General features: G+C 69.4%; 25 protein-coding genes. 9 read left to right on the forward strand and 16 right to left on the reverse strand.

Annotated features, from left to right (window positions below):
* Positions 1-80 precede the first annotated feature (80 nt).
* Entirely contained in the window at positions 81-530 is a 450-nt protein-coding gene (locus AB0J64_RS25775; RefSeq protein WP_364031585.1) for an ATP-binding protein, read from the forward strand.
* A gap of 5 nt (positions 531-535) precedes the next feature.
* On the opposite strand, the gene AB0J64_RS25780 is transcribed toward AB0J64_RS25775, so the two are convergent.
* From AB0J64_RS25780 to AB0J64_RS25830, 11 genes are all read right to left on the reverse strand, one after another.
* On the reverse strand, positions 536-1,750 hold the full coding sequence (locus AB0J64_RS25780; RefSeq protein WP_364031588.1) for a DUF418 domain-containing protein: 1,215 nt from the start codon (positions 1,748-1,750) through the stop codon (positions 536-538).
* Between the two features lie 71 nt (positions 1,751-1,821).
* Entirely contained in the window at positions 1,822-4,197 is a 2,376-nt protein-coding gene (locus AB0J64_RS25785) for a hypothetical protein (protein WP_364031591.1), read from the reverse strand.
* An 8-nt stretch (positions 4,198-4,205) separates the two neighbouring features.
* Positions 4,206-5,522: a hypothetical protein gene (locus tag AB0J64_RS25790; RefSeq protein WP_364031594.1), complete on the reverse strand. Its 1,317-nt coding sequence runs from the start codon at positions 5,520-5,522 to the stop codon at positions 4,206-4,208.
* Positions 5,515-6,318: a polysaccharide deacetylase family protein gene (locus AB0J64_RS25795; protein WP_364031597.1), complete on the reverse strand. Its 804-nt coding sequence runs from the start codon at positions 6,316-6,318 to the stop codon at positions 5,515-5,517. The genes AB0J64_RS25790 and AB0J64_RS25795 overlap by 8 nt, the downstream gene beginning before the upstream one ends.
* Positions 6,315-7,256: a glycosyltransferase family 2 protein gene (locus tag AB0J64_RS25800; protein WP_364031600.1), complete on the reverse strand. Its 942-nt coding sequence runs from the start codon at positions 7,254-7,256 to the stop codon at positions 6,315-6,317. The genes AB0J64_RS25795 and AB0J64_RS25800 overlap by 4 nt, the downstream gene beginning before the upstream one ends.
* Before the next feature lie 12 nt (positions 7,257-7,268).
* Entirely contained in the window at positions 7,269-8,102 is an 834-nt protein-coding gene (locus AB0J64_RS25805; protein ID WP_364031603.1) for a glycosyltransferase family 2 protein, read from the reverse strand.
* Between the two features lie 142 nt (positions 8,103-8,244).
* Positions 8,245-9,375 carry a GNAT family N-acetyltransferase gene (locus AB0J64_RS25810; RefSeq protein ID WP_364031606.1) on the reverse strand — a complete coding sequence of 377 codons (1,131 nt, stop codon included), beginning with the start codon at positions 9,373-9,375 and terminating at the stop codon, positions 8,245-8,247.
* Positions 9,372-9,737, reverse strand: coding sequence for a hypothetical protein (locus tag AB0J64_RS25815; protein ID WP_344990809.1), 366 nt, complete (start codon positions 9,735-9,737; stop codon positions 9,372-9,374). Before AB0J64_RS25815 ends, AB0J64_RS25810 begins: the two co-directional genes overlap by 4 nt.
* 277 nt (positions 9,738-10,014) lie before the next feature.
* Positions 10,015-11,553, reverse strand: a complete 1,539-nt coding sequence (locus AB0J64_RS25820; protein WP_364031609.1) for a sigma-70 family RNA polymerase sigma factor — start codon at positions 11,551-11,553, stop codon at positions 10,015-10,017.
* Positions 11,554-11,659: 106 nt separating this feature from the next.
* A complete protein-coding gene (locus tag AB0J64_RS25825) occupies positions 11,660-13,432 on the reverse strand; it encodes a substrate-binding domain-containing protein (RefSeq protein WP_364031612.1) in 1,773 nt (590 codons plus the stop codon).
* A 193-nt stretch (positions 13,433-13,625) separates the two neighbouring features.
* Positions 13,626-14,264, reverse strand: a complete 639-nt coding sequence (locus tag AB0J64_RS25830; protein WP_364031615.1) for a hypothetical protein — start codon at positions 14,262-14,264, stop codon at positions 13,626-13,628.
* A gap of 144 nt (positions 14,265-14,408) precedes the next feature.
* Between AB0J64_RS25830 and AB0J64_RS25835 the strand changes: the two genes are divergently transcribed.
* The 4 genes from AB0J64_RS25835 to AB0J64_RS25850 are packed head-to-tail and all read left to right on the forward strand — an operon-like array spanning position 14,409 to position 17,159.
* Complete coding sequence (locus tag AB0J64_RS25835; RefSeq protein ID WP_364031618.1) at positions 14,409-15,179, forward strand: DUF4184 family protein; 771 nt, start codon at positions 14,409-14,411, stop codon at positions 15,177-15,179.
* A complete protein-coding gene (locus AB0J64_RS25840; RefSeq protein ID WP_364031621.1) occupies positions 15,172-15,981 on the forward strand; it encodes an RNA methyltransferase in 810 nt (269 codons plus the stop codon). Before AB0J64_RS25835 ends, AB0J64_RS25840 begins: the two co-directional genes overlap by 8 nt.
* Before the next feature lie 58 nt (positions 15,982-16,039).
* Complete coding sequence (locus AB0J64_RS25845; RefSeq protein WP_364031624.1) at positions 16,040-16,672, forward strand: GNAT family N-acetyltransferase; 633 nt, start codon at positions 16,040-16,042, stop codon at positions 16,670-16,672.
* Positions 16,673-16,721: 49 nt separating this feature from the next.
* Positions 16,722-17,159, forward strand: coding sequence for a group II truncated hemoglobin (locus AB0J64_RS25850; RefSeq protein WP_364031627.1), 438 nt, complete (start codon positions 16,722-16,724; stop codon positions 17,157-17,159).
* Between the two features lie 3 nt (positions 17,160-17,162).
* Here AB0J64_RS25850 and AB0J64_RS25855 read toward each other — a convergent pair whose 3' ends face one another.
* Both AB0J64_RS25855 and AB0J64_RS25860 read right to left on the reverse strand, forming a co-directional pair.
* On the reverse strand, positions 17,163-17,453 hold the full coding sequence (locus AB0J64_RS25855; protein WP_364031630.1) for a hypothetical protein: 291 nt from the start codon (positions 17,451-17,453) through the stop codon (positions 17,163-17,165).
* A 99-nt stretch (positions 17,454-17,552) separates the two neighbouring features.
* Positions 17,553-18,344: an LLM class flavin-dependent oxidoreductase gene (locus tag AB0J64_RS25860; protein WP_364031633.1), complete on the reverse strand. Its 792-nt coding sequence runs from the start codon at positions 18,342-18,344 to the stop codon at positions 17,553-17,555.
* Positions 18,345-18,417: 73 nt separating this feature from the next.
* On the opposite strand from AB0J64_RS25860, the gene AB0J64_RS25865 reads away from it, so the two are divergent.
* On the forward strand, positions 18,418-18,966 hold the full coding sequence (locus tag AB0J64_RS25865) for a helix-turn-helix domain-containing protein (RefSeq protein WP_364031636.1): 549 nt from the start codon (positions 18,418-18,420) through the stop codon (positions 18,964-18,966).
* Here the strand turns inward: AB0J64_RS25865 and AB0J64_RS25870 are convergent.
* Positions 18,957-20,009 (reverse strand): LacI family DNA-binding transcriptional regulator, encoded by a 1,053-nt coding sequence (locus tag AB0J64_RS25870; RefSeq protein ID WP_364031639.1) that lies wholly within the window; start codon positions 20,007-20,009, stop codon positions 18,957-18,959. The genes AB0J64_RS25865 and AB0J64_RS25870 overlap by 10 nt on opposite strands.
* A 72-nt stretch (positions 20,010-20,081) precedes the next feature.
* Between AB0J64_RS25870 and AB0J64_RS25875 the strand changes: the two genes are divergently transcribed.
* A complete protein-coding gene (locus tag AB0J64_RS25875) occupies positions 20,082-20,261 on the forward strand; it encodes a hypothetical protein (protein ID WP_364031642.1) in 180 nt (59 codons plus the stop codon).
* Positions 20,262-20,304: 43 nt separating this feature from the next.
* Positions 20,305-20,970, forward strand: coding sequence for an MBL fold metallo-hydrolase (locus AB0J64_RS25880; protein ID WP_364031645.1), 666 nt, complete (start codon positions 20,305-20,307; stop codon positions 20,968-20,970).
* Here the strand turns inward: AB0J64_RS25880 and AB0J64_RS25885 are convergent.
* Positions 20,940-21,776 carry a serine hydrolase gene (locus AB0J64_RS25885; RefSeq protein ID WP_364031648.1) on the reverse strand — a complete coding sequence of 279 codons (837 nt, stop codon included), beginning with the start codon at positions 21,774-21,776 and terminating at the stop codon, positions 20,940-20,942. The genes AB0J64_RS25880 and AB0J64_RS25885 overlap by 31 nt on opposite strands.
* Before the next feature lie 102 nt (positions 21,777-21,878).
* Between AB0J64_RS25885 and AB0J64_RS25890 the strand changes: the two genes are divergently transcribed.
* Positions 21,879-22,085, forward strand: coding sequence for a YegP family protein (locus AB0J64_RS25890; RefSeq protein ID WP_364031651.1), 207 nt, complete (start codon positions 21,879-21,881; stop codon positions 22,083-22,085).
* On the opposite strand, the gene AB0J64_RS25895 is transcribed toward AB0J64_RS25890, so the two are convergent.
* Positions 22,065-22,580 carry a VTT domain-containing protein gene (locus tag AB0J64_RS25895; RefSeq protein ID WP_364031654.1) on the reverse strand — a complete coding sequence of 172 codons (516 nt, stop codon included), beginning with the start codon at positions 22,578-22,580 and terminating at the stop codon, positions 22,065-22,067. The two genes, AB0J64_RS25890 and AB0J64_RS25895, sit on opposite strands and share 21 nt — an antisense overlap.
* Between the last annotated feature and the right edge of the window lie 43 nt (positions 22,581-22,623).

A 22,623-nucleotide genomic window follows, 5' to 3' on the forward strand; every position in this document is an offset into this window, starting at 1 on the left:
GCTGTGCAGTGGCTCCGGAGTTTTAGGCGCAGGCAATTCTCCGCTGCGCTGACCGTTTCAACGCTCTTCGAGGTGATTCCATGCGGTCAGGAGGGACAGCCCCGACACGGCTCCGGCGCGCCAGGCTCCACCAGGATCCGTACGCGCCTCACCGCGCCAGACTCGCTGTCAGATGCTGGCTGGGAGCGACGCATCCGGCGCTGTACGACGCCGAGCTCGTCGTCTCGGAGCTGGTGACCAACGCGGTCAAACACGCGCTCAAGGGCCCTGGCCGCGACTGGGTGCGGCTGAGCCTGGACGAGGAGTCGTCCTGCGTCCGCCTGGTCGTGACAGATCCCGGCAATCCCGGGTCCGAGCCGACGTGCAGGCCGCTCCCCGCCGACTGGAACGACTGGCTCCCACGCATGAGACAGCCCGGCGGCATGGGCATCGCCACCGTCATCGCGATCTGCGGCGGCGCCTGGGGGACGCACCTCACCGAGCGGGAAGAGCGCGTGGTCTGGTGCCACGTACCCATCCACGTCCTTTGACGCGGTCACTCCGGGAGCGCGGCGGAGGAGTGAGGGGCCAGGGACACGCGGGCGGGGGTGGGTCTGCGCCAGTACGTGAGGAAGCGCAGCAGCCACTCCACCGGCCCGTACCGGTGGCTCTTGAGCCACCAATGGCTGTAGCCGACCTGGACGGCGAAGATGCCGAGGGCCATCAGCACCTCGAGCATCGGGCTGGCCCGGTCCACGAGCCCCAGCCCGTACCCGGTGAAGATCAGCGAGCAGATCAGCGACTGCGCCAGATAGTTGGACAGCGCCATGCGGCCGGGCGCCGCCAGCACCCGCGCGACGCGCGGCATGGACGGCAGCAGCCGCAGGAACGTCGCCGCGTACGCCGCCGCCAGCAGCGGGGCCGTCACGAGATCCACGGCCTCGCCCCAGAACTTGTGCATCGTGCCGTGCCAGGCCGACAGCGTGTAGACGCACGCGCCCCCGAGCCCGAGCGTGAAGCCGACCCATTGCAGTGTGCCCAGTGTCCTGGTGTGGGCGGAGATGTCGCGCAGGGCGCCCAGCTTGCCGACCGCCAGGCCGATCAGGCACGCGGCCAGCACCGCGGGACCCTGGAAGAAGACGCGGAACAGGATGATCAGCGACAGCTTCCTGAGATGCTCGGTGACGATCTGCCCGACGGAGGCCATCAGAGCGGTGTCCGACCTGGCGGCCTCCGTCGCCGTGTCGGCCACCGTGCCCGCCGTGTCCAGGCCTAAGGTGGCCAGCAGGGCCAGCAGCACGAAGCCGAGCGCCAGCGTCGCGGTCAGCAGCACCGCCAGCACCACCGCCGACCTGGGCTTGATCTTGCGGAAGACCAGCAGGGCCAGGCCAACGGCAGCGTACGTCGTCAGGATGTCACCGGGGAACAGCAGCACGGCGTGCGCCAGCCCGAGCAGGAGCAGCCCGGCCAGCCGGCGCAGGAACATCGGCACGAACGGCCGCCCCTGCCGCGCCGCCGAGTCGACCTGGAGCGTGAAGCTGTAGCCGAACAGGAAGGAGAACAGCAGGTAGAACTTGTTCTCCACGAGCATCGTCACGACCCACCGCACGCTCCAGTCCAGTGAGGACTGGAACGCGGGCTCCGCCATTCCGGCCATGCGGTAACCGGAGGCCAGGAAGGCGATGTTGACGACAAGAATGCCCAGGAGCGAGAAACCCCGTAAGGCGTCCACAGAAGCGATTCTCGCGGCCGCGAGTCGTGCGTCGGACATGGCGGGAAGTGTCTCCTGTGTCCTGAGATTGGATTACATCATCCCGCACAAGCTGAGTGTTTCCTGGGAATTCAGTTATTTTGTGCGATGTAGATGAATCTCTCGACGATCACTGCTAGAGCCACAGCAAAAGCGGGAACCGCCAGGAACAGCAGGCGCTTGCGCGTCCTGCGCGCGCGCTTCCGGCCGTTCAAGCAGATGATCTCGTACGCGAAGAGCGCCACCCAGGTCACGCCCAGCGCGCCGATGCCCACCGGCGTCCAGGGCGAGGTGGGGTCGCCGCGCCCCTTGTACGGCCGGGGATCGGGGATCTCGGTGCCCCTGACGAACTTCTTCCAGGTGTAGAGCGCGGCGTCCTCGTTGGAGAACACCCGCTTCAGGTCGGGCGAGGCGTCCAGCGCCGCGCGGAACCTCGTCCCCCAGTCCTCCGGGTAGCCATCGTTGAGCTGCAGGTAGCTCACCTGCCCGCGGCTCACGATCAGGTACGAGTTCCGCGGCTCCGCCTTGAGCGCCTGTACCGCGTCCGCGATCTGCGCAGGGTCCTTGTGCACGAGGGCCTGAACGCCGAAATTGACCAGCTCGACGTCCTTCTCGCCCCACGGCAGGGTCGGCGTGACCTCGGGACCCTTCTTGGGGACCAGGTAGAGCACCTTCGCGCTCGGCTTGTCGTGCTCGTAGATGTAGTGGAGGGCGGCCACCTCGCCCGTGGTGACCCGCTCGAACTTCTCGTTGCCGTACCTGGCCAGCAGGAACGCGAACGCGAACACCACCGCGAAGCACGCCGCGAGCACCACCGAGAGCTTCCTGGTGAACTGCGGGTTGACGCGTACCTTCCTGGGGCGCAGCGGCTGGGTCTCCTCACGCACGTCCACGCTGTCGGCGGGCAGGTTGGGGAAGAACGCGTACGCGGCCAGCAGGCACGCCCCCGGCAGCGCGAACATGTAGATCCGCAGCCCGATCTCGCCGCCGTAGCTCTGCAGCCCCAGCGCCAGCACCGGCACGCAGAGCAGGATCAGCGCCGACCGGTCGAACACCCCGCGCCGCCACCGCCTGACCAGCCCGGTGGCCGCCAGACTGAGGATCAGCGCCAGGATGCCGAGCCGCGCCTTCAGCACCAGCGCGTGCGCGGGGTCGCTGCCCTCGATCCGGTCGCCGGTGTTGCTGCGGAGGTTCTGCAGGATCCGGCCGAGCCCGCCGAAGATGGCGTCGATCTGGCCGGACCAGAAGCCCACCGTCATGTAGCTGATCCAGGCCAGCACCACCAGCCCGAGGAAGAACGGCAGCGCCCAGCTCAGCGACGTCCGCTTGAAGATCAGGAACGTGGTCACGACCCCGAGCATCATGAACGGCGTGATCTGGTGCGAGGCCACCGCCGCGACGAACAGCGCCAGCAGCATCAGCAGCATGAGCAGCTTGTCGGCGCGGAACGTGCCGGTGTTGGCCAGCTCGCCGGGGGTCATCGCGTCCAGCTTGCCGAGCAGCTTGCGCAGCCCCTTCGGCGGGATCGGCTTCTTACGCGGCTCGACCCGGCCGAACCATCTGAGCAGGATCGCCACGAACGCCAGATACAGCGCGAACGTGAAGCCCTGCGGCGAGAAGTAGTCCTGCCCGATCCACTGCACCAGCACGAACAGCAGCGCCGCGAACCACCGGGCCCGCGTGGTGGCCACGACCTGGCGCAGGATCAGCACGAAAGGGAGCAGGTAGAGCAGGTTGGAGACGAGCGGCGTCCACTGCAGGATCGTCGTGAGGTCGGTGATGCCGGCCGCCTGCGTCACGAAGGCGAACAGCGCGAAGAAGCCGGGCCAGCCCATGCGGGCGTCGATGCTGATGGCCGACTCGCCGGTCCTGCTGATGAACTCCACGAAACCGGCATGGATGTACGCCGTGGGGAAGCGCGGCTCCGTCGCCACCAGGGCCCCGGCGCCGTGCAGGGCGAACGTGATGGCGGCGATCTGGAACAGCAGGAGGAACTTGCGGTCGCTGCTCTGGGCGACCGTGACGAAGAACGACACGATCATGATCAGGATGGCGAAGAACGCCGTCGGCGGGAGCGCCGAGATCAGGCCCAGGCCGTCGATGTCGTTCGGATCCAGGCCCCGCAGCGGGCCCGGGGGGACCTTGAGGGCGAGGATGTACATGACCAGGCCCTCGATGACCAGCACCGCGGGCAGCCACTTGGGCGCACCGGCGACCAGCGCCCCGAGCCGCCCGCCCCGCGCGCGCGACTCTGCCGGGGCAACCTGCTGAGGCTCGGCTTCCGGTGGTGCTTCGGCGGGGGCGGCCTGCTGAGGAGCGGCCTCCGCCGGCGCTTCGGCAGGGCCGGCCTCGGCCGACGGCGCTTCTGCCGCCGCGGGCGGGTGCCCGATGTGCAAGGTGGCAGGCAGTCGTACGACCGCCGTCGTGTCCGCGTCCGGCTCAACGCCGTCGCCCTCGCGTTGCGTCACGTTGACCATCATGCGACCCCGGCCGACCCGTGGGTAACAGCCTGCGTCCCTCTTTCGCCGAACCTGAGAATTCTGCGGAGATTCCCAAGGATCAGAAGTCCCATGAGCACCTCGCTGAAGAGCAGTCCGTACCCGACCGCGTTGACGCCGGCGTACGGGAACAGCGCCACGGTGGACACCAGCACGAGAACGGCCAGCCCGATCTGCACGGCCGCCAGCATCCGCGCCCGCGACTGCGCCCGCAGCGCGCTCAGGTAGACCTCGATCAGCACCCGCGGCAGCACGGCCAGCGACATCAGGCGCAGCAGCGTCGTGCCCTCGGCCGCGAAATCGGACCCGAAGACGGTCAGGATCAGCGGCGCGGCGAGAAACGCCACCGCGATGATCGGGGTGACGATCAGGAAGGCTCGCCGCAGCGCATGACGGCAGTTCTCGGCCAGCCGGGCACGGTCGAAGGAGCCTTCGACGGTGAGCGAGACCGCCATGTTCATGGCCAGCAGCTCGATCATGCTCGCGAGGGTGTGCGCCATCGAGAAGCGCCCGAACGTGGCCTCGCCCACCCGCGTGGCCACCACCACGGGCACCAGGTAGACGATTCCCAGGATCGACAGCGTCCCGGGGAAGTCCCCGGCGAGGAACCTGCCGACCTCGCGCAGCCGGGGCGGCTCCTGCTCGGCGCGGGACTCCTCGACGTGCCTGGGCACCACGACGCCGAAGATCAGCCAGTTCACGGGGATCAGCGCGAGCGCGGTCGGGATGACCCACGAGACGAAGATCCCGCCCGATGGGAGCGCCCCGGCCAGCGCGACCAGCAGTCCCATCTTGACGATGCCGAAGAGCAGGTTGTTCACGGGTACGAACGGCGCCCTGCGCAGCCCGGTCAGCACCACGTCCTGCAGCGTGAAGACGGCCCACACCAGAACGGACGCGAGGAAGAACAGCCCGGGCCAGAAGCCGCTGAGCACCGAGTACGTCTTCCCCCACAGCGGCAGGGTCAGCAGGAACCCGAGCGCGGCGACCCCGCCCGTGGCGGCGGCCAGGCCGTACCCGCGCAGGATCAGCTCGGGGGTGCGGCGGCCGGCCACCGGCAGGAAGCGGGCCAGCGCGCCCACGAACCCCAGCGCCGTCAGCGACGCGAACAGCCGCATCGCCGTGATCACCGCCTGCCCGCGGCCGAACTCCTCGGGCGAGTAGTGGTGTGCCGCCAGCAGCCAGTAGCCCATGCCGAGCACACCGGTGACGACGGTGTTCGCCATGAGCGCGTAGCCCTGGCGGAACAGCGGATTACGCAGGTCGCCGAGGATCCTGCCCCAGAGGTTAGACATTTCCGCGCACCCGCTGCAGCCCGTACCTGGTCCGGCGCACGACCGCGTACCCCTTGGTGAGGATGCGCTCGCGCAGGTAGATGAGAGGAACGGCGCTGCCCTCGACGGCGCGTTTGAACATGGCGATGGTCGTGCCCTTTCCGACCGTCAAGCGGGGGATGGCGAGTATGTCGTGGCGGTCGGCGGCGATCGTGTTGTTCACGGCGCAGGCGGCGAAATATCCGGCCTTGCGGACTTCCTGGCGGACGCGGGCGCTGGAGTAGCCGTAGGGGTAGGCCATGGTGGCGACCGGCGCGCCGATCTTCTCCTCCAGCAGGCCCTTGTTCCTGCGCAGCTCGTGCCGGAGTTCTTCGGTGCGGAGCTGGTCGAGTTGGGGATGGCTGTGGCTGTGGCCGCCGATCTCGATGCCGGTCTGCGCGGCCTCGCGGGCCTGGCCCCAGCTCAGCATCCTGTCGAGGGGGCGACCCGCCGCGTCACTGCCCGCGTCGGACACCCAGCCGCTGGTCAGGAAGACCGTGGCGGGGAAGCGGTGGCGCTCGAGCAGGGGCAGCGCGTGGCTGTGGAAGTCGGCGTAACCGTCGTCGAACGTCACCACGATCGGCTTGTCGGGTATCGACCGGCCGTTGTTGTGGTTGAGCGAGGCCACGAGGTCCCCCAGCGTGAGCGGGGTGAACCCGCTCTCCGACAGGTACGCGAGCTGCTCGGCCAGGTCGGACGGCCGCACCGCATGCGGGCTGGTCTCGTCGTTGGGGGTGTCGCTGACCGAGTGGTACATCAGGATCGGGATCCGGGTCATGACCGTGCCGCCTTCAGCCGGGCGGAACCCACCACATAACCCCAGGTCGTCCAGGCCAGCCCGACCACGATCGCGGCCGCCCTGCCGAGCCCGCCCAGGTCGCCCCGCAGCGCCTCGCCGACGCCGCGCAGAGCGCCGAGCGGCAGCGTCCTCAGCGCGTGGGCCCGCTCGCTGGCCAGGCCGTCGTGCGTGCCGACCTCCTGCGTCACCAGGGCCTTCGACAGCCCTTCCGCGTAGCATCTGGATCTGAAGTAGGCGAACCGCTCGCGCTGCCTCGACACCTTGTGCCCGATCACCGCGCGCGGCTCGAAGAGCATGACCGAGCCCGGTCTGCGCTGGTTCAGCCGGATGCAGAACTCCGTCTCCTCGCACCCCAGGGGGCGCGACTTGCGGCCTTGCACGCTGCGCCCGATCCCGCTGTGGAACCCGCCCACCTCGGACACGACGTCGCGCAGGAAGGCGGCGTTGCCGCCCATCACGTTACGGATCGGCGCACGCACCTCGGGCATGCCGCGGTAGGTGCAGCCGACCGTCCAGTCGAACTCGTACGGGAACCACTGTGGGCGCCTCCCCGACGCCCACAGCGGATCCGTCCGACCCCCTACGCCCACCACGCCGGTTACCTGGAAGCCCTCCTCCAAAGCCTCCAGCCACCCGGCATCGGCGACCGCGTCGTCGTCGAGGAACGCGACGATCTCACCGTTGGCCGTGGCCACGCCGGTGTTCTTGCCTCCCGACAGCCCCTTCTCGTGCGTGTTGGCCACCACGGTGGCCTGCGGGTACGCGTGCTTGAGCTTGAGGTGCAGGTCGGGGTTGTGATCGACCACCAGGATCAGCTCGTATGCCGGGCGTGTCTGGCTTTCGACCGACTCGACTGCCTGCCTGATGTCCTCCCACCGTTCCTCGGTGTAGACGCAGATGACAACAGACGTGTTCACAAGTGTTTCCTTTTATGCGACGCCTCGGTCAGCGGCGGGAGTGGCGGTCGGCTCAGGCTGAAGGGGAGCGGGCTGGCGACGCCACTCCTTCAGGATGGTCTTGAGCACGCGGAGGCCATCTCGTACGGCGCGAAGGTTGCTCTCGCCGTGAATGCGGGTGCGTTCGTGACTCGGCACCTCGTGCACCTTCAGCCCGGCCTTGGCGGCCCGCACGTTCATCAGCGTCTCCACCTCGAAGCCGTCGCAGTCGAGGTCGAGCACGTCGAGGTGGCGGGCCCAGAAGGCGTTGTAGCCGTAGCACAGATCGGTGTATCTGGTGCCGTACAGGACGTTGACGATCGTGGTTAAGACCTTGTTGCCGAGCCGCCGGTTGAGCGTCAGGTCGTCGCTGCCGCCGCCGGCCGCGTGGCGTGACCCCTTGACGAAGTCGGCGCCCGTGACCAGGGCCCCCACGAAGGAGATGATCTCGCGGCCGTCGGTCGAGCCGTCGGCGTCGATCATCACGATGATGTCGCTGGTGCACGCCGCGAAACCGGCTGCCAGGGCGTCACCCTTGCCCCTGCCGGTCTGCGTGACCACTTTCAGGTTGGGCCGCAGCCGCCTGGCCACGGCCACCGTGTCGTCGACGGAGTTGCCGTCGACGAGCACGATCTCGTCCACCCACTTCGGGATCGTGGCGAAGACGTGCGGCAGGTTCTCTGCCTCGTTCATCGCCGGCACGACCACGCTCACCGTCGGGGAAATGGCCAGGTGAGGGGTGACCGGTGTGAAGCTGGTGGGTGGCGGCATCGACCGCAAGGGTGCTGCTTGCGGTTTGCCGTTGTGCTTGGCTATCTCGGGACTCATGGCGAGGGAGATCCTTCCGGGACCCCTCCCCGCCGCGAGCCGGACGCGGCCACACCCGGGTGCCGAGGGAATGGCGAAGCCGGTGAACGATGCATCGAAGGGTCCTGTGCTGTGAGGGTGTCTGCCGGGGACTCGGAAGCGCTCAGCGTGCTCCCGTTGGTTCTTTCACTACTGAGTTGGGTGACTCTTGCTGCTGCATCGAGGTACGCATTCGACCGAAGCCCTTGAGCACACGGTCGGCCGCCCTATAAAGAGACGGTCGTTCCATGACGATTGTTCGGAACTTGTTGAAAGGAGTTCGGCCCATCCAGTGGACCGCCGCCGTCGCGGAGGGTCGTGAGATGCGGCCTTCGGCGACGTACAAGACTCCGCTCTTGAGCCAGTCTTTGTACTCCTTGCCGCCTTTGCCCATATCCACCATGTGCAGCCCGTCGTTCGCGGCGGCCTCGGCCATCTGGAGATGATGCACGATACCCGGTGAATAACGGCCGAACTCGGTGTCGTAGGCGGGGAACCACCCTACAAGCGTGGTGGCCGTTCGGAGGCCGAAATGCCCGGCAACCGGTACATCCCCGGCATAAAGCATGGTCAGGACACCTGCGAAGTCCGATGACTTTTCGGCATGCATCATGTCCGTCAATTCGACGATCCACGGCTGGGCGAATCTATCCACCCGGCCAGTTCTTCGATACTGGTCGGACTTCCACGTCAGCAACGTGCGCAGCACCTCGGGGTCGGCCGAGGCCCACTCGAAGCGCAGCTCGCCCTGTTCCCGGCCGAGCTTGCGCTCCTTGTAGCGGACGGTCTTGAGGTTTTTCGGGGAATTGGACTTGACCTGCTCGAGCCAGGCGTCGAACCCGGAGGTGAAGTCCATGACCGGGGCGGGCCGGACATCCTGCTCGTAGGGGGCGAAGGTCGGCTGGCCCGCCACCAGGTGGTCGAAGTCGAACACGCTGAGCTTGCAGGCCCGCAGCAGCGCCTTGGCGTCGAGCTGCAGTTCGGGGGTCGAAATCAACCCGTGGCAGGTGGTGAGGAAGCCGCCGAGCGGCTTGCCGATGCCGAAGCTGTGCCGCTCGTGCGGGAAGAACCCCACGATGCCGTCGGCGTCGGAGATGATCGCCACCCTCACGTAATCGCGCAGGCGGTCCATCGCCACTGCGAACTCGAGTGAAAGGAATGGATTGTCCAGCCTCGAATCGGCTTTCTGGAGTTCCCGCCATCGGCTCCGCTCGGAGTCCCCGAGCTCTCCCGGCCGTATTACCTGGATGTTCACCTGGCCCCCTGCCGCGTTTGCATGCTCTTCCCCCGGTACAACACGCGAAGCACGTACATGAACCCTCCGAGCACGGCGACCGTCGCGACGCCTGCCCGGGGCGACCACGCGCCGAACATCAACATCGCCTGAGCGAGAAGCACGTTGAGTACGAGACTTGCCGCAGCCCCTACTGATAACGCGGCAAGGGGGTCACGATCGCGCAACAGTCCTACAACCGCCGCACCCGGAACGACCAGAAGGAACAGAGAGATCAAAAATGGGCGCAACGGCGTGTTTATGTCGAAAAGCGCCACAACTGCTCCAGCTATGCAGGCGAGAGCCACCAGCCACTTCAGTACCCTGCGGTGCTGCTTGAGCATGCTTCTCTCCTGCTCTGTTATCAAAGCACTACTGATCGCTATTTCATGGGACCAATCTGTGCCATGGGCCGTCAATGCCGACGCTTGGCGACGCACCCTGGTTTACCGGCATACAAAGATTTTCTCGTGGGGTTTCAACACGCAGTCAAGGGGTTTCGGCCTCGGACCTGCTTCCAGACACACCACAATGCCCTATGCGGACAGTCATCTTCGACCGAAGGGCCGAATCATCCATTTATGTCGGCTATAAATGCCGATCTACTCAATGGTGATCTTTTTAGCCGTCGAGATTTTCGGCGTCGTCCGCGGACGCGGTCTCGGAGGGCGACGCGCTGGGCTCGGCGGAGGCCGTCGGCTCACCGGTCGGCTCGGACGTCTGCCCCGTACGGCCGTTCCAGGCCAGCGAGCAGCTCGCGGTGCCGCCGTTCGAGGTGAAGGTGACGCGGCCCCTGCCCGAGCTGTCCGGGTCGAGGACCGTCACCCAGATCGCCACGGAGCCGCCGGCCTTGATCGACCCGCTCGCCGGGAACACGTCCAGCCCTTGCGAGGCGGTCGCCACCCACGAGACCGCGGCGTTGCGGGCCCTGATCCCGATCTTCGCCGCGCCGTCGATCGCCTGCGGGCACGACGTGCCGAGCCGGGCGCCGGGCGCCGGCCTGCGGCGGGCAGGGGTCGGGACGGTCGCCTGCCTGGCGCTCGGCCGAGCCGTCGGGGTGCCGCGGCCGGAAGGGGTGCGGCTGGGCGTGGGGGTCGGCGTGAGCTCGTCCTGCTCGTCCTGCTCGTCCGTGGGCTCGGGCGTCGGCGCGTCCTCCGCAGGGCTCTCCTCGAGGGAGACGGTGGGCGAGGGCTCGGCCCGCAGGGGAGTGTCATCGGAGGCGCCGCCGCCGTTGATCGCGACCATGGCCCCCGTCGCGGCCAGCACGCACGCGCCCGCCAGCAGGACCGGCGCCAGGCGGCGCGGCCTGCGCCGCCGCGAGCGGGGCTCGACGGCCACGGGGAAGCCGGCCTTGTCGAAGCTGTCCCCGCGATCGGTGATCAGGGTGCGGGTCTGGTCCCGCTCGGGGTTGACGCACGTGTCGATCACGCGGCGGCGCAGCGAGATGGGCGGGTACGCGACCGGCACCATGTCCAGGAGCCGCCCCGCCGAGACCTGCCGGTGCCGGCCCTCGGTGCACACCTCGCATCCGCCGATGTGCCCTGACAGCCGCCGCCGCAGCAGCGGGGTGAGCGGGGGCTCGCAGCCGTCCAGCATGGCCGACAGGTCAGGGCAGTGCGCCCGTCCCGTCCTGGCCAGCACCACGGCGGCGGCGGCGTTCTCCAGGTGGTCACGGGCCCTGCCGAGCCTGCTCACCGCCTGCCGCGAGGTCAGCCCGAGCACCGCGCCGACCTCGGCCGGCGTCAGGCCGTGGCGCAGCGACAGCTCCAGGACCTCGCGCTCGCCCCTGCTCAGCTCGCCCAGCGTCTCGTGGACCAGGTCGGCCAGCTCGGGGTCGTCGTGCTCCTCGAGCACCGGCAGCGGCATGCCCTCCGCGGGCGTCCGATGCGCCAGCCTGGCCCGCACCTGGAACCTGGTCAGCGCGTACAGCCAGGCCCGCAGCCTGGCCGGCTCCTTCAGCCGGTGCACGCACCCCTGCGCGGTGACCAGGGCGTCGTGCACGGCGTCCGCGGCCACGTCGGCGGCGAAGGAACTGGCGTAGTCGTGCAGCCGCTCGGCGTAGGAGTCGTACAGCTTGGCGGGAGCGTCGGTGTGCGCGCGGCGCAGAGCCTCGACCAGCTCATGCTCCTCGGCGCGACCGACGGACGGCCATCCGGGCACGGATCCCCTCCCCGCGGGTAGAACGGGCACTCAAGCCCCACGCGGAGAGGACGCGGCCTCGCCATGACGGGTTCGCCCGCCATGCCCAACGGTTATTACCCGTCGATTACCCGTCGCAGTTGGGGGTGCAGAGGCGGCGTTCCATGCCCTGGAGGAAGAAGTCGCGCACCTGGAGGATGTTCTTGGCGATGTACGCCTCGCCGCCCGTGGCCTTGGCCACGGCGTCCATCTGCTGCTTGCCCTTCTCGGCCTCCGGCCCGAACGCGATCAGCAGGATGCTGACGGGCCGCTTCGGGTTGTACGTCTTCTTCAGGAACTGCAGGATCTCGCCGTTCTTCACGCCGCCGTCCGGGTCGTCGTTGCCGGCGCCGTCCGTGAGGATGACCATCGTATTGATCTTGTCTTCCGCGTACGTCTTGGTCATCTGCGTGTACGCGGCCTTGATCGTGTCGTTCAGCCCGGTGTCGCCTGTGGCCTTGGCCTGGATCGAGGCGAACGTCTGGACCATCTTGTCCTTGCGGAGCGTCCCGTTGATCGACTCACTGAGCGGGCCCACGGAGACGAGCTCCTTCCAGTCCCTGCCCTGTCCGTCCATATGCGTGGAGAACGTCCACAGGCCCAGCTCGGAGTCGGCGGGGAACAGGGCGAGGCCCTCGGTGGCGATCTTGTTGATGGCCTGCATGCGGGTCATCCCCGTACCGGGGACGGGCAGCGCCATCGTGCCGGAGACGTCGAGCAGCGTGAGCAGGCGGCTGCCGAGGTTCAGTCTGGACCAGGTCTGCACCATCCTGGCGACGGTCGCGCCGTCCGGCGGCTCCAGGGCCGGCGGCGTCTCAGCCGTGAATCCCTTGTCCTTCGACAGCGCGTCGCCCGCCTTGCCGTCCGTGCTGCGGAAGCCCGCCTCACGCAGGACCTTCTTGGCCGACTCCGTGGCGAGGTCCTGCTTGAAGTCCGCCGCGGCCTTGAGCACCGACGGATCCTTGGTGAGGATCGTGACCGGGTAGTCGAGGCTCAGCGTGCCTTCCTTCGGATAGAGCGCGACCACCGGATTCTCCGGCTTCTTCGCGTTGTGGGCGTAGATGGCCTGCTCGGAGGCGACGCCGATGGGCACCCTGCTGCCCGACTTCACCGTGAGGCTCGCCAGCAGCGCCGTCGAGTCGGACGCGAGCTGTCCCGACAGCTCCTTCAGCGCGCCGACCAGCGCCTTGTCCTGCTTGGCCTCTTTCGCCGCGCCGGCGGCGGCCAGCAGCGCGGCCAGCCCGGCGGAGTTCTTCTGGGGGTCGAGAGCGAGCACGCGGACCTTCTTGCCCGGCCCGTCCACGTTGGCCACGTTCGCCGCCGAGATCATGGCGGCCCAGCTCGGCTGGAGGGTGCCGGTCAGCTTCGACGCGAACGACTTGGCCGCCGCCAGCACCACGGGCGAGACCGCGATCGAGCCGTCCACCTGCGGCAGCGCCTGGCCGGCCGGGGTGGTGCGCAGGCTCTCCATCAGGAGGCTGGAGTCGGCCACCCAGAAGTCGGCGTTGACCTTGCCCGCTGCCACCGCGTTCGCGGTCCTGGCCGCGGCCTCCTTGGCCACCGTCACCTCGACGCACTTGCTGTCGATCGAGTGCATGGCCTTGTTGTAGTTGCCCGCGATCTTGTTGAGCGCGGGCTGGATGTCGGGGGTCGCGACGACGCGCAGCGCCAGCTTGCCGCCCGAGCAGTCGTGATCGCGGTTGAAGATGACGAACGCGGCGACGCCGAGGAGCACGGCCAGCGCGACGGCACCGGCCAGCGGCACGATCACCCTGCCGCGACCGCTGCTGGAGCGTCTGCGGGCCGGGGGTTCGTGCGATCTGTATCCGCCGTCGAGCTCGTCTGTGCGGTGTCGCCCCACGATGTCCTCTTAGCTATGGTTTGAACTTCTCGGAGACCCTAGCGGGAGATGCTCCGCAATACTCCGGGAACGATACTCGGTGTGCTGAGTGTGGGAAAACAGCCCTTTTGATGCGGCGATTACCGTCTGTTGGTGATGTTTCCTATTTGCGTGATGTTTTCGGAGAGATATGCGTGATCGCCGGATGGAGCGGCTAATGGCAGCAGCCGTGGCCACGCCAGGCCCGTCCGCCCTCCCGTACGGCGACCACCGCCAGCCCCACCGCCACGGCCGGATCGACCCACCACCAGCCCAGCGTGTTGAGCCACAGGCTCGCCAGCACGCCTGCCGCCATGGCGGCGCAGATGAGGTTCTGCGCGCCCTCTCCCGAGGTGGCCGCCGACGCCAGCCGCGCCCCGAGCCGCCGCTTGGCCATCCCCAAGGCGGGCATGCTGATCAGGCTGAACGCCGTCACCACGACCCCCAGCACACTCGGCGCCGACCGCTGCCCGGCGTCCAGGTCGTAGGCCACGTGCAGGACGAGGTAGGGCGCGAGTAGCCAGCAGCTCACCGCGACCGCCCGCCGGGCGGTGCGCTCGGCGCTCGGCGAGAGCGTGCGGGCGCCGGTGAACCGCCACACCACGATCAGGCTGGCCGCCGCCTCCACGAACGACGACAGACCCCATCCGATCAGCGCCAGGGAATGCGCCGCGAAGCCGGCTGCCAGGCCCAGCGTGCTCTCGATGCCCAGCCAGACCAGCGTGGCCATCGAGAGCGAACGGGCGGCGCGGGCAGCGCGCAGCCAGTCGGCTGACGCGGCCGGATGCTCATGAATCCGCTGGTCAGGCACCATGACCCTCCGCACTCCCCGGCTATCCGGCCGTCGACAGCGATGTGTAATGTACCCACTACGTACCGTAACGTAGCGTCCGGGCGGCAAAGGATGGACAACTTTGCCCGCATAATGAGCGCTGATCGCAACGGAGGGGGGCCCGGTTTGCCGTTCACGCCCAGCCACATGGCCGCGGTGGTGCCGCTGATGTCGTCGCCGCGCGTACGCAGGTTCGCCGATCCGTGGGCGCTGGCGCTCGGGGCGATGGTCCCCGATCTGCCGATCTTCCTGCCGTTCCTGCCCGACTACGGCAAATGGCACTCCTGGGTCGGCGTGGTCACCCTCGACCTCGCCTGCGTCCTGCTGCTGCTGCCGCTCTTCCACGGCGTCTTCAGGGAGCCCCTGATCTCGCTGCTCCCGTCGTCGCTCGCGGGCCGCGCCGCCGTCCTGGCCCCTTCGCGGCCCCAACTCGTCCCCATGGCCGTCGGAGCGGTGATCGGCGCGGCCTCCCACGTCTTCTGGGACTCCTTCACGCACTCCAGCGGCCCCGGGGAGTGGGGTGACTGGCTGTCGATCCGGGTGTTCGGCGTGATCAGGCTCTTCCGGCTGCTGCAGTACATCTCGTCCGTGATCGGCCTGGCCATCGTGCTGTGGTGGGGATGGCGCGGCCTGTCCCGGATGGCGGACAGCCCCGTGCCCGACCGCCTGCGGGTCAGCCGGCGCATGCGGGGGCTCGTCATCCTGCTGTGCTCGATCGGCACCATCGCGGGCGCGTTCCTCTGGCCTCTCGTGGACGAGCCCGCCCCGGAGCTCGGCATCCCCAGCGTGCTCACCAAGACGGGCGCGGGCACCTTGATCGGCCTGTGCCTGGTGCTGACCTGCTATGCGGCCGTCTGGCAGGTCAGGCAGCGCATGGCACTATCGGAAGGTGCTTGAGTACGTAACCGACGCCGACGACCCCCGCCTGTCCGACTACACCCGGCTCAGGGACGTGGAGCTGCGCAAGAGCCTGGAGGCCTCGCGCGGCCTGTTCCTGGCAGAGGGGGAGAAGGTGATCAGGCGGGCCATCGGCGCCGGCTACCCGATCCGCTCGGTCCTGACCACGCGCCGCTGGCTGACCTCGCTCGAGGACGTCCTCGGGGACGCGCTCGTCTACGTGGTGAGCGACGAGACCATGTCGGGCATCGCGGGTTTCCAGGTCCATCGCGGCGCCCTGGCCTCGATGGAACGTCTCCCCCTGCCCTCCGTCGAGACCCTGCTGAAGGGGCACGCACGGCGGCTGCTCGTCCTGGAGGACCTGGTGGACCACTCCAACGTCGGCGCGATCTTCCGGAGCGCCGCCGCCCTGGGCGTGGGCGGGATCCTGCTGTCGCCCCGGTGCGCCGATCCGCTGTACCGGCGGGCGGTGAAGGTCTCGATGGGGGCGGTGTTCTCGATCCCGTACGCGCGGATGGACAACTGGTTCGACGGGCTCTCGCAACTGCGGGAGGCGGGTTTCCAGACGCTGGCCCTGACCCCGGATCAGACGGTCACCCCCATGGACGAGGTCAAGCTGGGTGACCGGGTGGCGCTGCTGCTCGGCTCGGAGGGCGACGGCCTGTCGTCGCACTGGCTGCACGAGGCGGATCAGGCGGTCTGCATCTCGATGAGCGCGGCGGCGATGGCCGCGGGCGTGGACTCGCTCAACGTGGTGGCCGCCGCGGCGATCGCCTGCCATGGGCTGATGCGCGCAAGCTGACCCGGCCCGCGCGAAATGGGGATGATGCCGTCCGCGATGTTCGGAACAATGGACCGGTATGCGCCACTGGCCCGTACTCAACCTGCGCCTGACCACTCCCCGGCTGGAGCTGCGGCTGCCCTCCCTGGAGGATCTCGACGAGCTGGCCGACCGGGCGCTGGAAGGCGTGCACGATCCGGACCGGATGCCGTTCGGCGTCCCGTGGACCGACGCCCCCGCCGACGAGCTGCCGGTGAACGTCATCCGTTTCCAGCTCGGCATCATGTCGCGGTGGCAGCGCGAGCGCTGGTGCTGCAACTTCGTCGTCGTCCACGAAGGGCGGGTGATCGGCACCCAGGACCTGTCAGGCCACAGCTTCGCGGTCACCCGTGAGGTGCACACGGGCTCGTGGCTGGGCCGCGCCCACCAGGGCCAGGGCTTCGGCACCGAGATGCGTGCCGCCGTGCTGCACCTGGCCTTCGCCGGGCTCGGCGCCCGGACGGCCGTCTCCAGCGCGTTCCTGGACAACCCCGCCTCGCTGGGCGTCTCCCGCAAGCTCGGCTACCGGCCCGACGGGCTGTCGGTCGAAGAGGTACGCGGCAGGCGGGCGGTCCAGCAGCGCCTGCGCCTCGATGGGGCCGACTTCACCGATCCCGTCCCGGTGAAGATCCACGGACTGGAGCCCTGTTTGCCGCATTTCGGGGTGGATTGACGGAAAAGTGGGGCTGGCACGGCCTCCCGTCACCTGTGAGGCTGTAATCGTGGAGACGCTATTCGAGCACGCGGGAGGCGAAGAGCGCCTGCGCGCGTTCATCGAGATCTTCTACCGTAGCCTGCTGGCCGACCCGTTGCTCCAGCCGCTCTTCGGCGAGGGCCGGCCGAGCCACATCGACAACCTGACCGCCTTCACGGTGGAGACGTTCGGCGGCCCCGACACCTTCTCCAAGGAGATGGGCGGGTTCCCGCTGCTCATCGACGCCCACCGGGGCCTGAAGATCAAAGAGGAGCAGCGGCGGCGGTTCGTCGAGCTGTACATGGCGGCGGCCGACCAGGCCGGGCTGCCCGGCGACGAGCCGTTCAGGGCGGCGCTGCGCTCTCATGTGGAGTTCGGCACGGAGGTGGCCGTGCAGAACTCCCACGCGGAGACCGACGACCAGCTCCACCCCCTGCGCGAGGTCCCTCGGTGGAACTGGGAGTAGGCGTCAGCGCCGGCCGTCGCCGAGCCAGTCGGGATAGCCGTCGACGTCGTGGGTGACCGGCGCGCTGACGATGGAGCAGCCCTCGCCGGCGTGCCTGAGGTGCTGTTCGAGCGTGGCCGCCTGGCGGTCCGTCGTGACGAGCGTGAGCTCCCAGGTGATCTCGCCGGGGCGCGTGGACGGCACTTCCGCGATGTCGATCGAGGTCGCCAGACCCGCGCCGAGAATGGCGTGCGCCAGGGCGGCCGCTCTCTCGTGGCCCTCGACCGTGGCCCGGACCTCGATGAATTCCGCCATGGAGATGCCCCTCCGGGATGCTGCGAAGACCAACCCTATCCGCGGGATCGGCCGCCGGAAAGCGGTTTCTGGATCAGGTGGCCCAGGTGGCGGGTGCTGCTACTCGGGTGACTGCGCGGCGGCCGCCTCCAGGGCGGTCAGCCAGTCGTCCGCCGGCGGGAGCGCCCTGAGCAGCCAGGTCGCTCCCGCCCTCGCGTACTCCTCGGCTGCCCGTCCGGGACTCCAGATGGCCACCACGTCGAACCCCGGCGCGGCCGGCCCCAGCGCCTCGACGACACGCCCCACCTCCTCCGGCTCCATGAACCCCCGCTGCCGGTCGATCGCCACGACGCCGTCCCAGCGGCGGGCGCGGGCGAGCGGGCGCGCGTTCGGCCAGCCGCAGGCGATCCAGATCGGCGGGCGCGGGCGCTGCACCGGGACGGGCCGCATGACGGCGTCCACGGTGAAATGCGCCCCTTGGTGCCGTACCCGCTCCCCGCTCCACAGCGCCGAGACCACGTCCAGCGCCTCGTCCGTCCGCTCGGCCCGGTCCTTGAGCGAGGCCGCGTCGCCGAAGGCCGCGAACTCCTCCTCGGGCAGGTTCCCCAGCCCGACACCCGTGATCACCCGCCCGCCCGACAGGTGATCGAGCGTCACCACCTCCTTGGCGAACTTCTGCGGCCGCCGCCTCGAGAGCGGCGTCACCATGGCGCCCAGCCGGATCCGCGTGGTGGTCTGCGCGATCGCCCCCAGCAGCACCCACGGGTCGTGCGGCTCGAGACCGGTGGGGGCGGGCATCTGAATGTGATCGTCGACGAAGACCCCGTCCCATCCCGACCGTTCGGCCGTCACGGCGAGGTCGACCAGCCGGCGGGGCGAAGCCATGCTCGGCAGCGCGAGCCCGAAACGCATGAGAACCTCCACTAAGCTGAACCAGCGTTCACGTTATATAGTGAACCATAGTTCATGTTGAAGGGGGAGATCTGTGGCACCGCGAGCGGACGCGATCAGGAACAGGGCCGGCATCCTGCGGGCCGCGCGCAAGCTGATCGCCGAGCGCGGTCCCGAGGTGGGCATGGACGAGATCGCCGCCGAGGCCGGCGTCGCGGTCGGCACGCTCTACCGGCACTTCCCGACCAAGGTGTCCCTGGTGAGCGCCGCCATGGCCGAGCTGGCGGACGAGATCGTGGCACGCCTCGACGCCGCGCTGGCCAGGATCGACGCCGGGGGAGCGGCCCTCGCGGAGATCACCGCGCTGCTCCGGTGGGTGGCGCTGGAGATGGACCAGGACAGGGCGCTGCGCGAGGCCGCGACCAACCTGGGCGCCTACTCGCTGGCCGACGCCGAGCGCCGGTCGAGGGAGGCGCTCGGCAGGATGGTGGAGGCGGCTCAGCGGCAGGGCGACCTGTACGCCGACGTCACGGTCGACGACCTCGCCCTGCTCATGACCACCATGCCGGGCACGGACACACCCCCGGCGCGCAGGGAGCGCTGGCTGGAGCTCTCGCTGCGCGGCCTGACCCGTCAGGCCTGAGGCGGGGGAGCGGTCGAGGCGCGGACGATCAGCTCGTACGGGAAGGTCAGGCGCTCCGGCTCGGCCGCGGCCCCCGACAGCAGCAGCCGACCCGCCGCCTCACCCATCTCCTGCTTGGCCTGCCTGATCGTGGTGAGCCCCGCCTCCTCGGCCGCGCTGTCGGAGAAGCCCACCACCGACAGCTCCCTCGGCACCTCCAGCCCCAGGTCGGCCGCCGCGTCGAGGATCCCCAGAGCGAGCACGTCGGTGTTGGTGAGGATCGCGGTGGGCCGCGGGTCGCGCCCGAGCAGCGCGTGCCCCGCCTTCCGCCCGGTCTCCCGCGAGTTACGCGCGACCTCGTAGAACGGCACGCCTGACCAGTCGACCCCGGCCTCCTCGCAGGCCTGCTGATAGCCGCTCCGCCGGCGCCGCATGGCCTCGTACACGGCGCTCTCCTGCCGCTCCTGAGAGGCCCAGCCGGTGTAGCCGTCCTCGTGCAGCCCCACCATGGCCACGCCCACGCGCCGGTGCCCGAGCCGCAGGACGTGCCGCGCGGCGGTGGCCGCGGCGGCGGGCTCGTCGATCCCCAGGAACGGATGGCCCGGCACGTAGGGCTCGTCCACCACCACGACCGGCAGCTTCCTCGCGAACACCTCGGCCAGCGCCGGGTGCCCGTCGGACAGCGACATCACGCAGAACGAGTCGACGACCGCGTCCCTGACCGTGTCGCTGCGCCGGTCGCCGTGCGGCAGTGGCAGGATGAGCAGCCCCACCCCCGCGTCCTCGGCCGCCGTGGCCAGCCCCTGGAGGAACCCGATCGAGTACGGGTCGGCGAACGCGTACGCCAGCGTCTCGGTGAAGATCAGCCCGAGCGCCCCCGCCCGCCCCAGCCGGAGCGAGCGCGCCGTCGGGTTGGGCCCCGCGTAGCCGAGCTCGTCGGCCACCTCCATGATCCGCTGCCGCAGCCCTTCGCTGAGCTGGTCGGGCCGGGAGAACGCGTAGGACACGGTGGCCCGGGACACGCCCAGCCGGTCGGCGATCGTCTGCAGTGTCACCCTGGCCATCGTCCCACCGTACCGAAGAGCTTGTCCGATCGGTCTTAATCGATTAAGGTCTTAATTGATTAAGGAGGAGTCATGGATGCTATGCAGGTCCTCGCTCACCAGACGGCGATGGGCTACCGGGATCAGCTGGGCGACGCGCTCCCCGGCGCGCCGCGCAGACCGCACCGCGCCAGGGCCAAGGTGCGCGTACGGGTGGCGCACTCGCTCAGGTGGACGGCCGACCGACTGGATCCCGCCTGCCGAACCATGTGAGAGAAGTGAGCCCGGCCTGCCTGAGGGCACCTGTGTCTGTGCCATGAGAAGCACAGGGATCGAACTCGAGCAGCGGATGACGGCCGTGCGGCTGCGCCTGGTCGGGGTCGGCGCGATGAACTCCCCGCGCTACCGCCCCGCCGGGCTGCTGGCCGGCTGGGAGGGCCACCGCGTGCTGCTCGACGGGGGAGGCGAGGCCGCCGGCGGCGAGCGGCTCGACGGCTGGCTGGTCTGCGACGAACGCGCCGAGCTGATGCCCCAGATCCGCCGCGCGGCCCGCGCGCTCGGGATGACCACCGGGGTGGCGGCCTACGAGGCCGCGGGCGTGGAGATCGTGCCGCTGCCGGTCACCCACACCTCCCACCCCACCTACGGCTACCTGATCAGGACGGAGCGGGCGAACGCCGCCTGGGCGCCGGAGTTCTGGACCTTTCCCGCCTGGGCGGCCGGGGTGGACCTGATGTTCGCCGACGCGGCGGGCTGGGACCGGCCGATCCGCTTCGCGGGCGGCGTGGGCGGGCACGCGAGCGTGCTCCAGGTCGCGCGGCAGGCCCAGGAGCTGCGGGTGGGGCGGCTGGTGCTCGCCCACATCGGCCGCCCCTCCATTCGGGCGATCGACCGCGGCGAGCGCCCGCCGTTCGGCGAGTGGGGCGTCGAAGGTCGCGCCTACCGCCTCGGTCAGCCGCCCGCGATCTGCTCCCCGGCGTAGTCCAGGAGCTGCTCGGCGGTCGCGAAGCGGCGCTCGTTCTGGTCACCGAGCAGCACGCCCACCACGCGCTTGCCGCTCCGCTCCCCGGCGAAGAGCAGGCAGTATCCGGCGGCCTTCGTGTAGCCGGTCTTCACGCCCAGCACCCCGTCGGCACGCGACAGCAGCTTGTTGGAGTTGCGCCAGGTGTGCGCGCGGTGCAACGACGTCTTGGCCACCTTGGCCACCTTGCTCCCCACCACGGCCGCGAAGTCGGCGTCGTCCAGCGCCCGCTGCGCCAGCTTGACCTGGTCGACCGCGGTCGAGTAGCCGCCGTCGCCCGGCGTGGGCATGCCGTCGGGGTTGGCGTAGCGGGTGTCGGACATGCCGAGGGAGCGGGCGGTGCGGTTCATCTTGGCGACGAACGCCGTCTTGCCCGGACCGTACTGCCGCGCCAGGGCGTTGGCCGCGTCCGCGCCGGAGGGCAGCAGGAGGCCGTACAGCAGGTCCCTGACCGTGAGCCGCTCGCCCTTCTTCAGCCCGGCCGTGGTCGCGCCGTTGCCGGCCGCGTACTTGACGTCGGTCGCGCTGATCGTGATCGTGTCGCTCAGCCTGGCCTCGTGCAGCACGACGTACGCCGTCATGACCTTGACCAGGCTGGCCACCGGAGTCCGGCGAGTCTCGCTCTTGCCGAAGTGGATCGTTCCGGCCGAGTCGACCACGTACGCGGACTTGGCCGCGACCTCCGGCGCATCCGCCGCCGCGGCCGGGGAGGCGACCCCAACAACCAGCGCGAGTACGGCAGAGCCAATGAAACCCCCAATACGCATGCCAAACATGTTGACAGGAAATCAAGGGTCCGTTTGCCGAACTACGCCATAAGGCCCAGATCGGATGGGGTAAATCCACGCTGGACGAGGGGAGTGGCGGCCGTGGCGGGCAGGTTCATCATCGATGAGGACGAGCAGGGCGGCTTCCGCTTCACGCTCGTCGCGAGCAACGGGCAGACCCTGGCCGTCGGCGGCGGCTACCCGACCAAGATCGCCTGCGCGAACGGCATCGAGACCGTGCGCAGGAACGCCCCTGAGGCCGTCATCGACGACCGGACCGGGACACGGCTAGGAGACCAGGGCCTCTGAGGAGGCGGCGCGCCGCCTCCTCCTGCGCCGCACCACCGCCCAGGAGATCGCGGCCACGGCGAGCACGGCCACGACCGCCGCCGTGACGGGCGAACGCGCGGCCAGCTCCAGCCACCCCCACACGACCGCCGTCGCGGCGAACCACCACAGCGGCGCCCAGGTCAGGCAGCCCAGCGCGCTCGCGACCACGTACCAGGGATAGGACACGCGCAGCGCCCCCGCCACCCACGGCAGCGTGTGCCGCAGCATGGGTACCCAGAAGCAGCCGTAGACGGCCAGCGCGCCCCACCTCTCGACAACGTGCTCGATCTTCGCGATCCGCTCGCGCCCCAGCCGGACGCCCACGCGGGAGTCGTAGAGCTTCTCGCCCAGCCTGCGGCCGACCCAGTAGTAGACCTGGAACGCTCCGAACAGGGCGAGGATGAGCACGGCCCCGACCAGCCAGTGCGGCAGGCCGAACCAGGACGGCTTCAGAGGATCGGCAATGCCGCTCATCCGCACACCCCTCCCAAGCCTTAGGTCAGGCTTACCTTAGTTC

The sequence above is a fragment of the Nonomuraea sp. NPDC049695 genome (assembly GCF_040674955.1).
GTDB lineage: Bacteria > Actinomycetota > Actinomycetes > Streptosporangiales > Streptosporangiaceae > Nonomuraea > Nonomuraea helvata.

Coding starts and splice junctions, on each gene's coding strand:
- AB0J64_RS25885 (WP_364031648.1), bottom strand. CDS start 21,776: ATGCGTATTGGGGGTTTCATTGGCTCTGCCGTACTCGCGCTGGTTGTT.
- AB0J64_RS25805 (WP_364031603.1), bottom strand. CDS start 8,102: ATGAGTCCCGAGATAGCCAAGCACAACGGCAAACCGCAAGCAGCACCC.
- AB0J64_RS25855 (WP_364031630.1), bottom strand. CDS start 17,453: ATGGCGGAATTCATCGAGGTCCGGGCCACGGTCGAGGGCCACGAGAGA.
- AB0J64_RS25895 (WP_364031654.1), bottom strand. CDS start 22,580: ATGAGCGGCATTGCCGATCCTCTGAAGCCGTCCTGGTTCGGCCTGCCG.
- AB0J64_RS25880 (WP_364031645.1), top strand. CDS start 20,305: ATGAGAAGCACAGGGATCGAACTCGAGCAGCGGATGACGGCCGTGCGG.
- AB0J64_RS25795 (WP_364031597.1), bottom strand. CDS start 6,318: ATGACCCGGATCCCGATCCTGATGTACCACTCGGTCAGCGACACCCCC.
- AB0J64_RS25780 (WP_364031588.1), bottom strand. CDS start 1,750: ATGTCCGACGCACGACTCGCGGCCGCGAGAATCGCTTCTGTGGACGCC.
- AB0J64_RS25775 (WP_364031585.1), top strand. CDS start 81: ATGCGGTCAGGAGGGACAGCCCCGACACGGCTCCGGCGCGCCAGGCTC.
- AB0J64_RS25845 (WP_364031624.1), top strand. CDS start 16,040: ATGCGCCACTGGCCCGTACTCAACCTGCGCCTGACCACTCCCCGGCTG.
- AB0J64_RS25815 (WP_344990809.1), bottom strand. CDS start 9,737: ATGCTCAAGCAGCACCGCAGGGTACTGAAGTGGCTGGTGGCTCTCGCC.
- AB0J64_RS25860 (WP_364031633.1), bottom strand. CDS start 18,344: ATGCGTTTCGGGCTCGCGCTGCCGAGCATGGCTTCGCCCCGCCGGCTG.
- AB0J64_RS25830 (WP_364031615.1), bottom strand. CDS start 14,264: ATGGTGCCTGACCAGCGGATTCATGAGCATCCGGCCGCGTCAGCCGAC.
- AB0J64_RS25870 (WP_364031639.1), bottom strand. CDS start 20,009: ATGGCCAGGGTGACACTGCAGACGATCGCCGACCGGCTGGGCGTGTCC.
- AB0J64_RS25790 (WP_364031594.1), bottom strand. CDS start 5,522: ATGTCTAACCTCTGGGGCAGGATCCTCGGCGACCTGCGTAATCCGCTG.
- AB0J64_RS25875 (WP_364031642.1), top strand. CDS start 20,082: ATGGATGCTATGCAGGTCCTCGCTCACCAGACGGCGATGGGCTACCGG.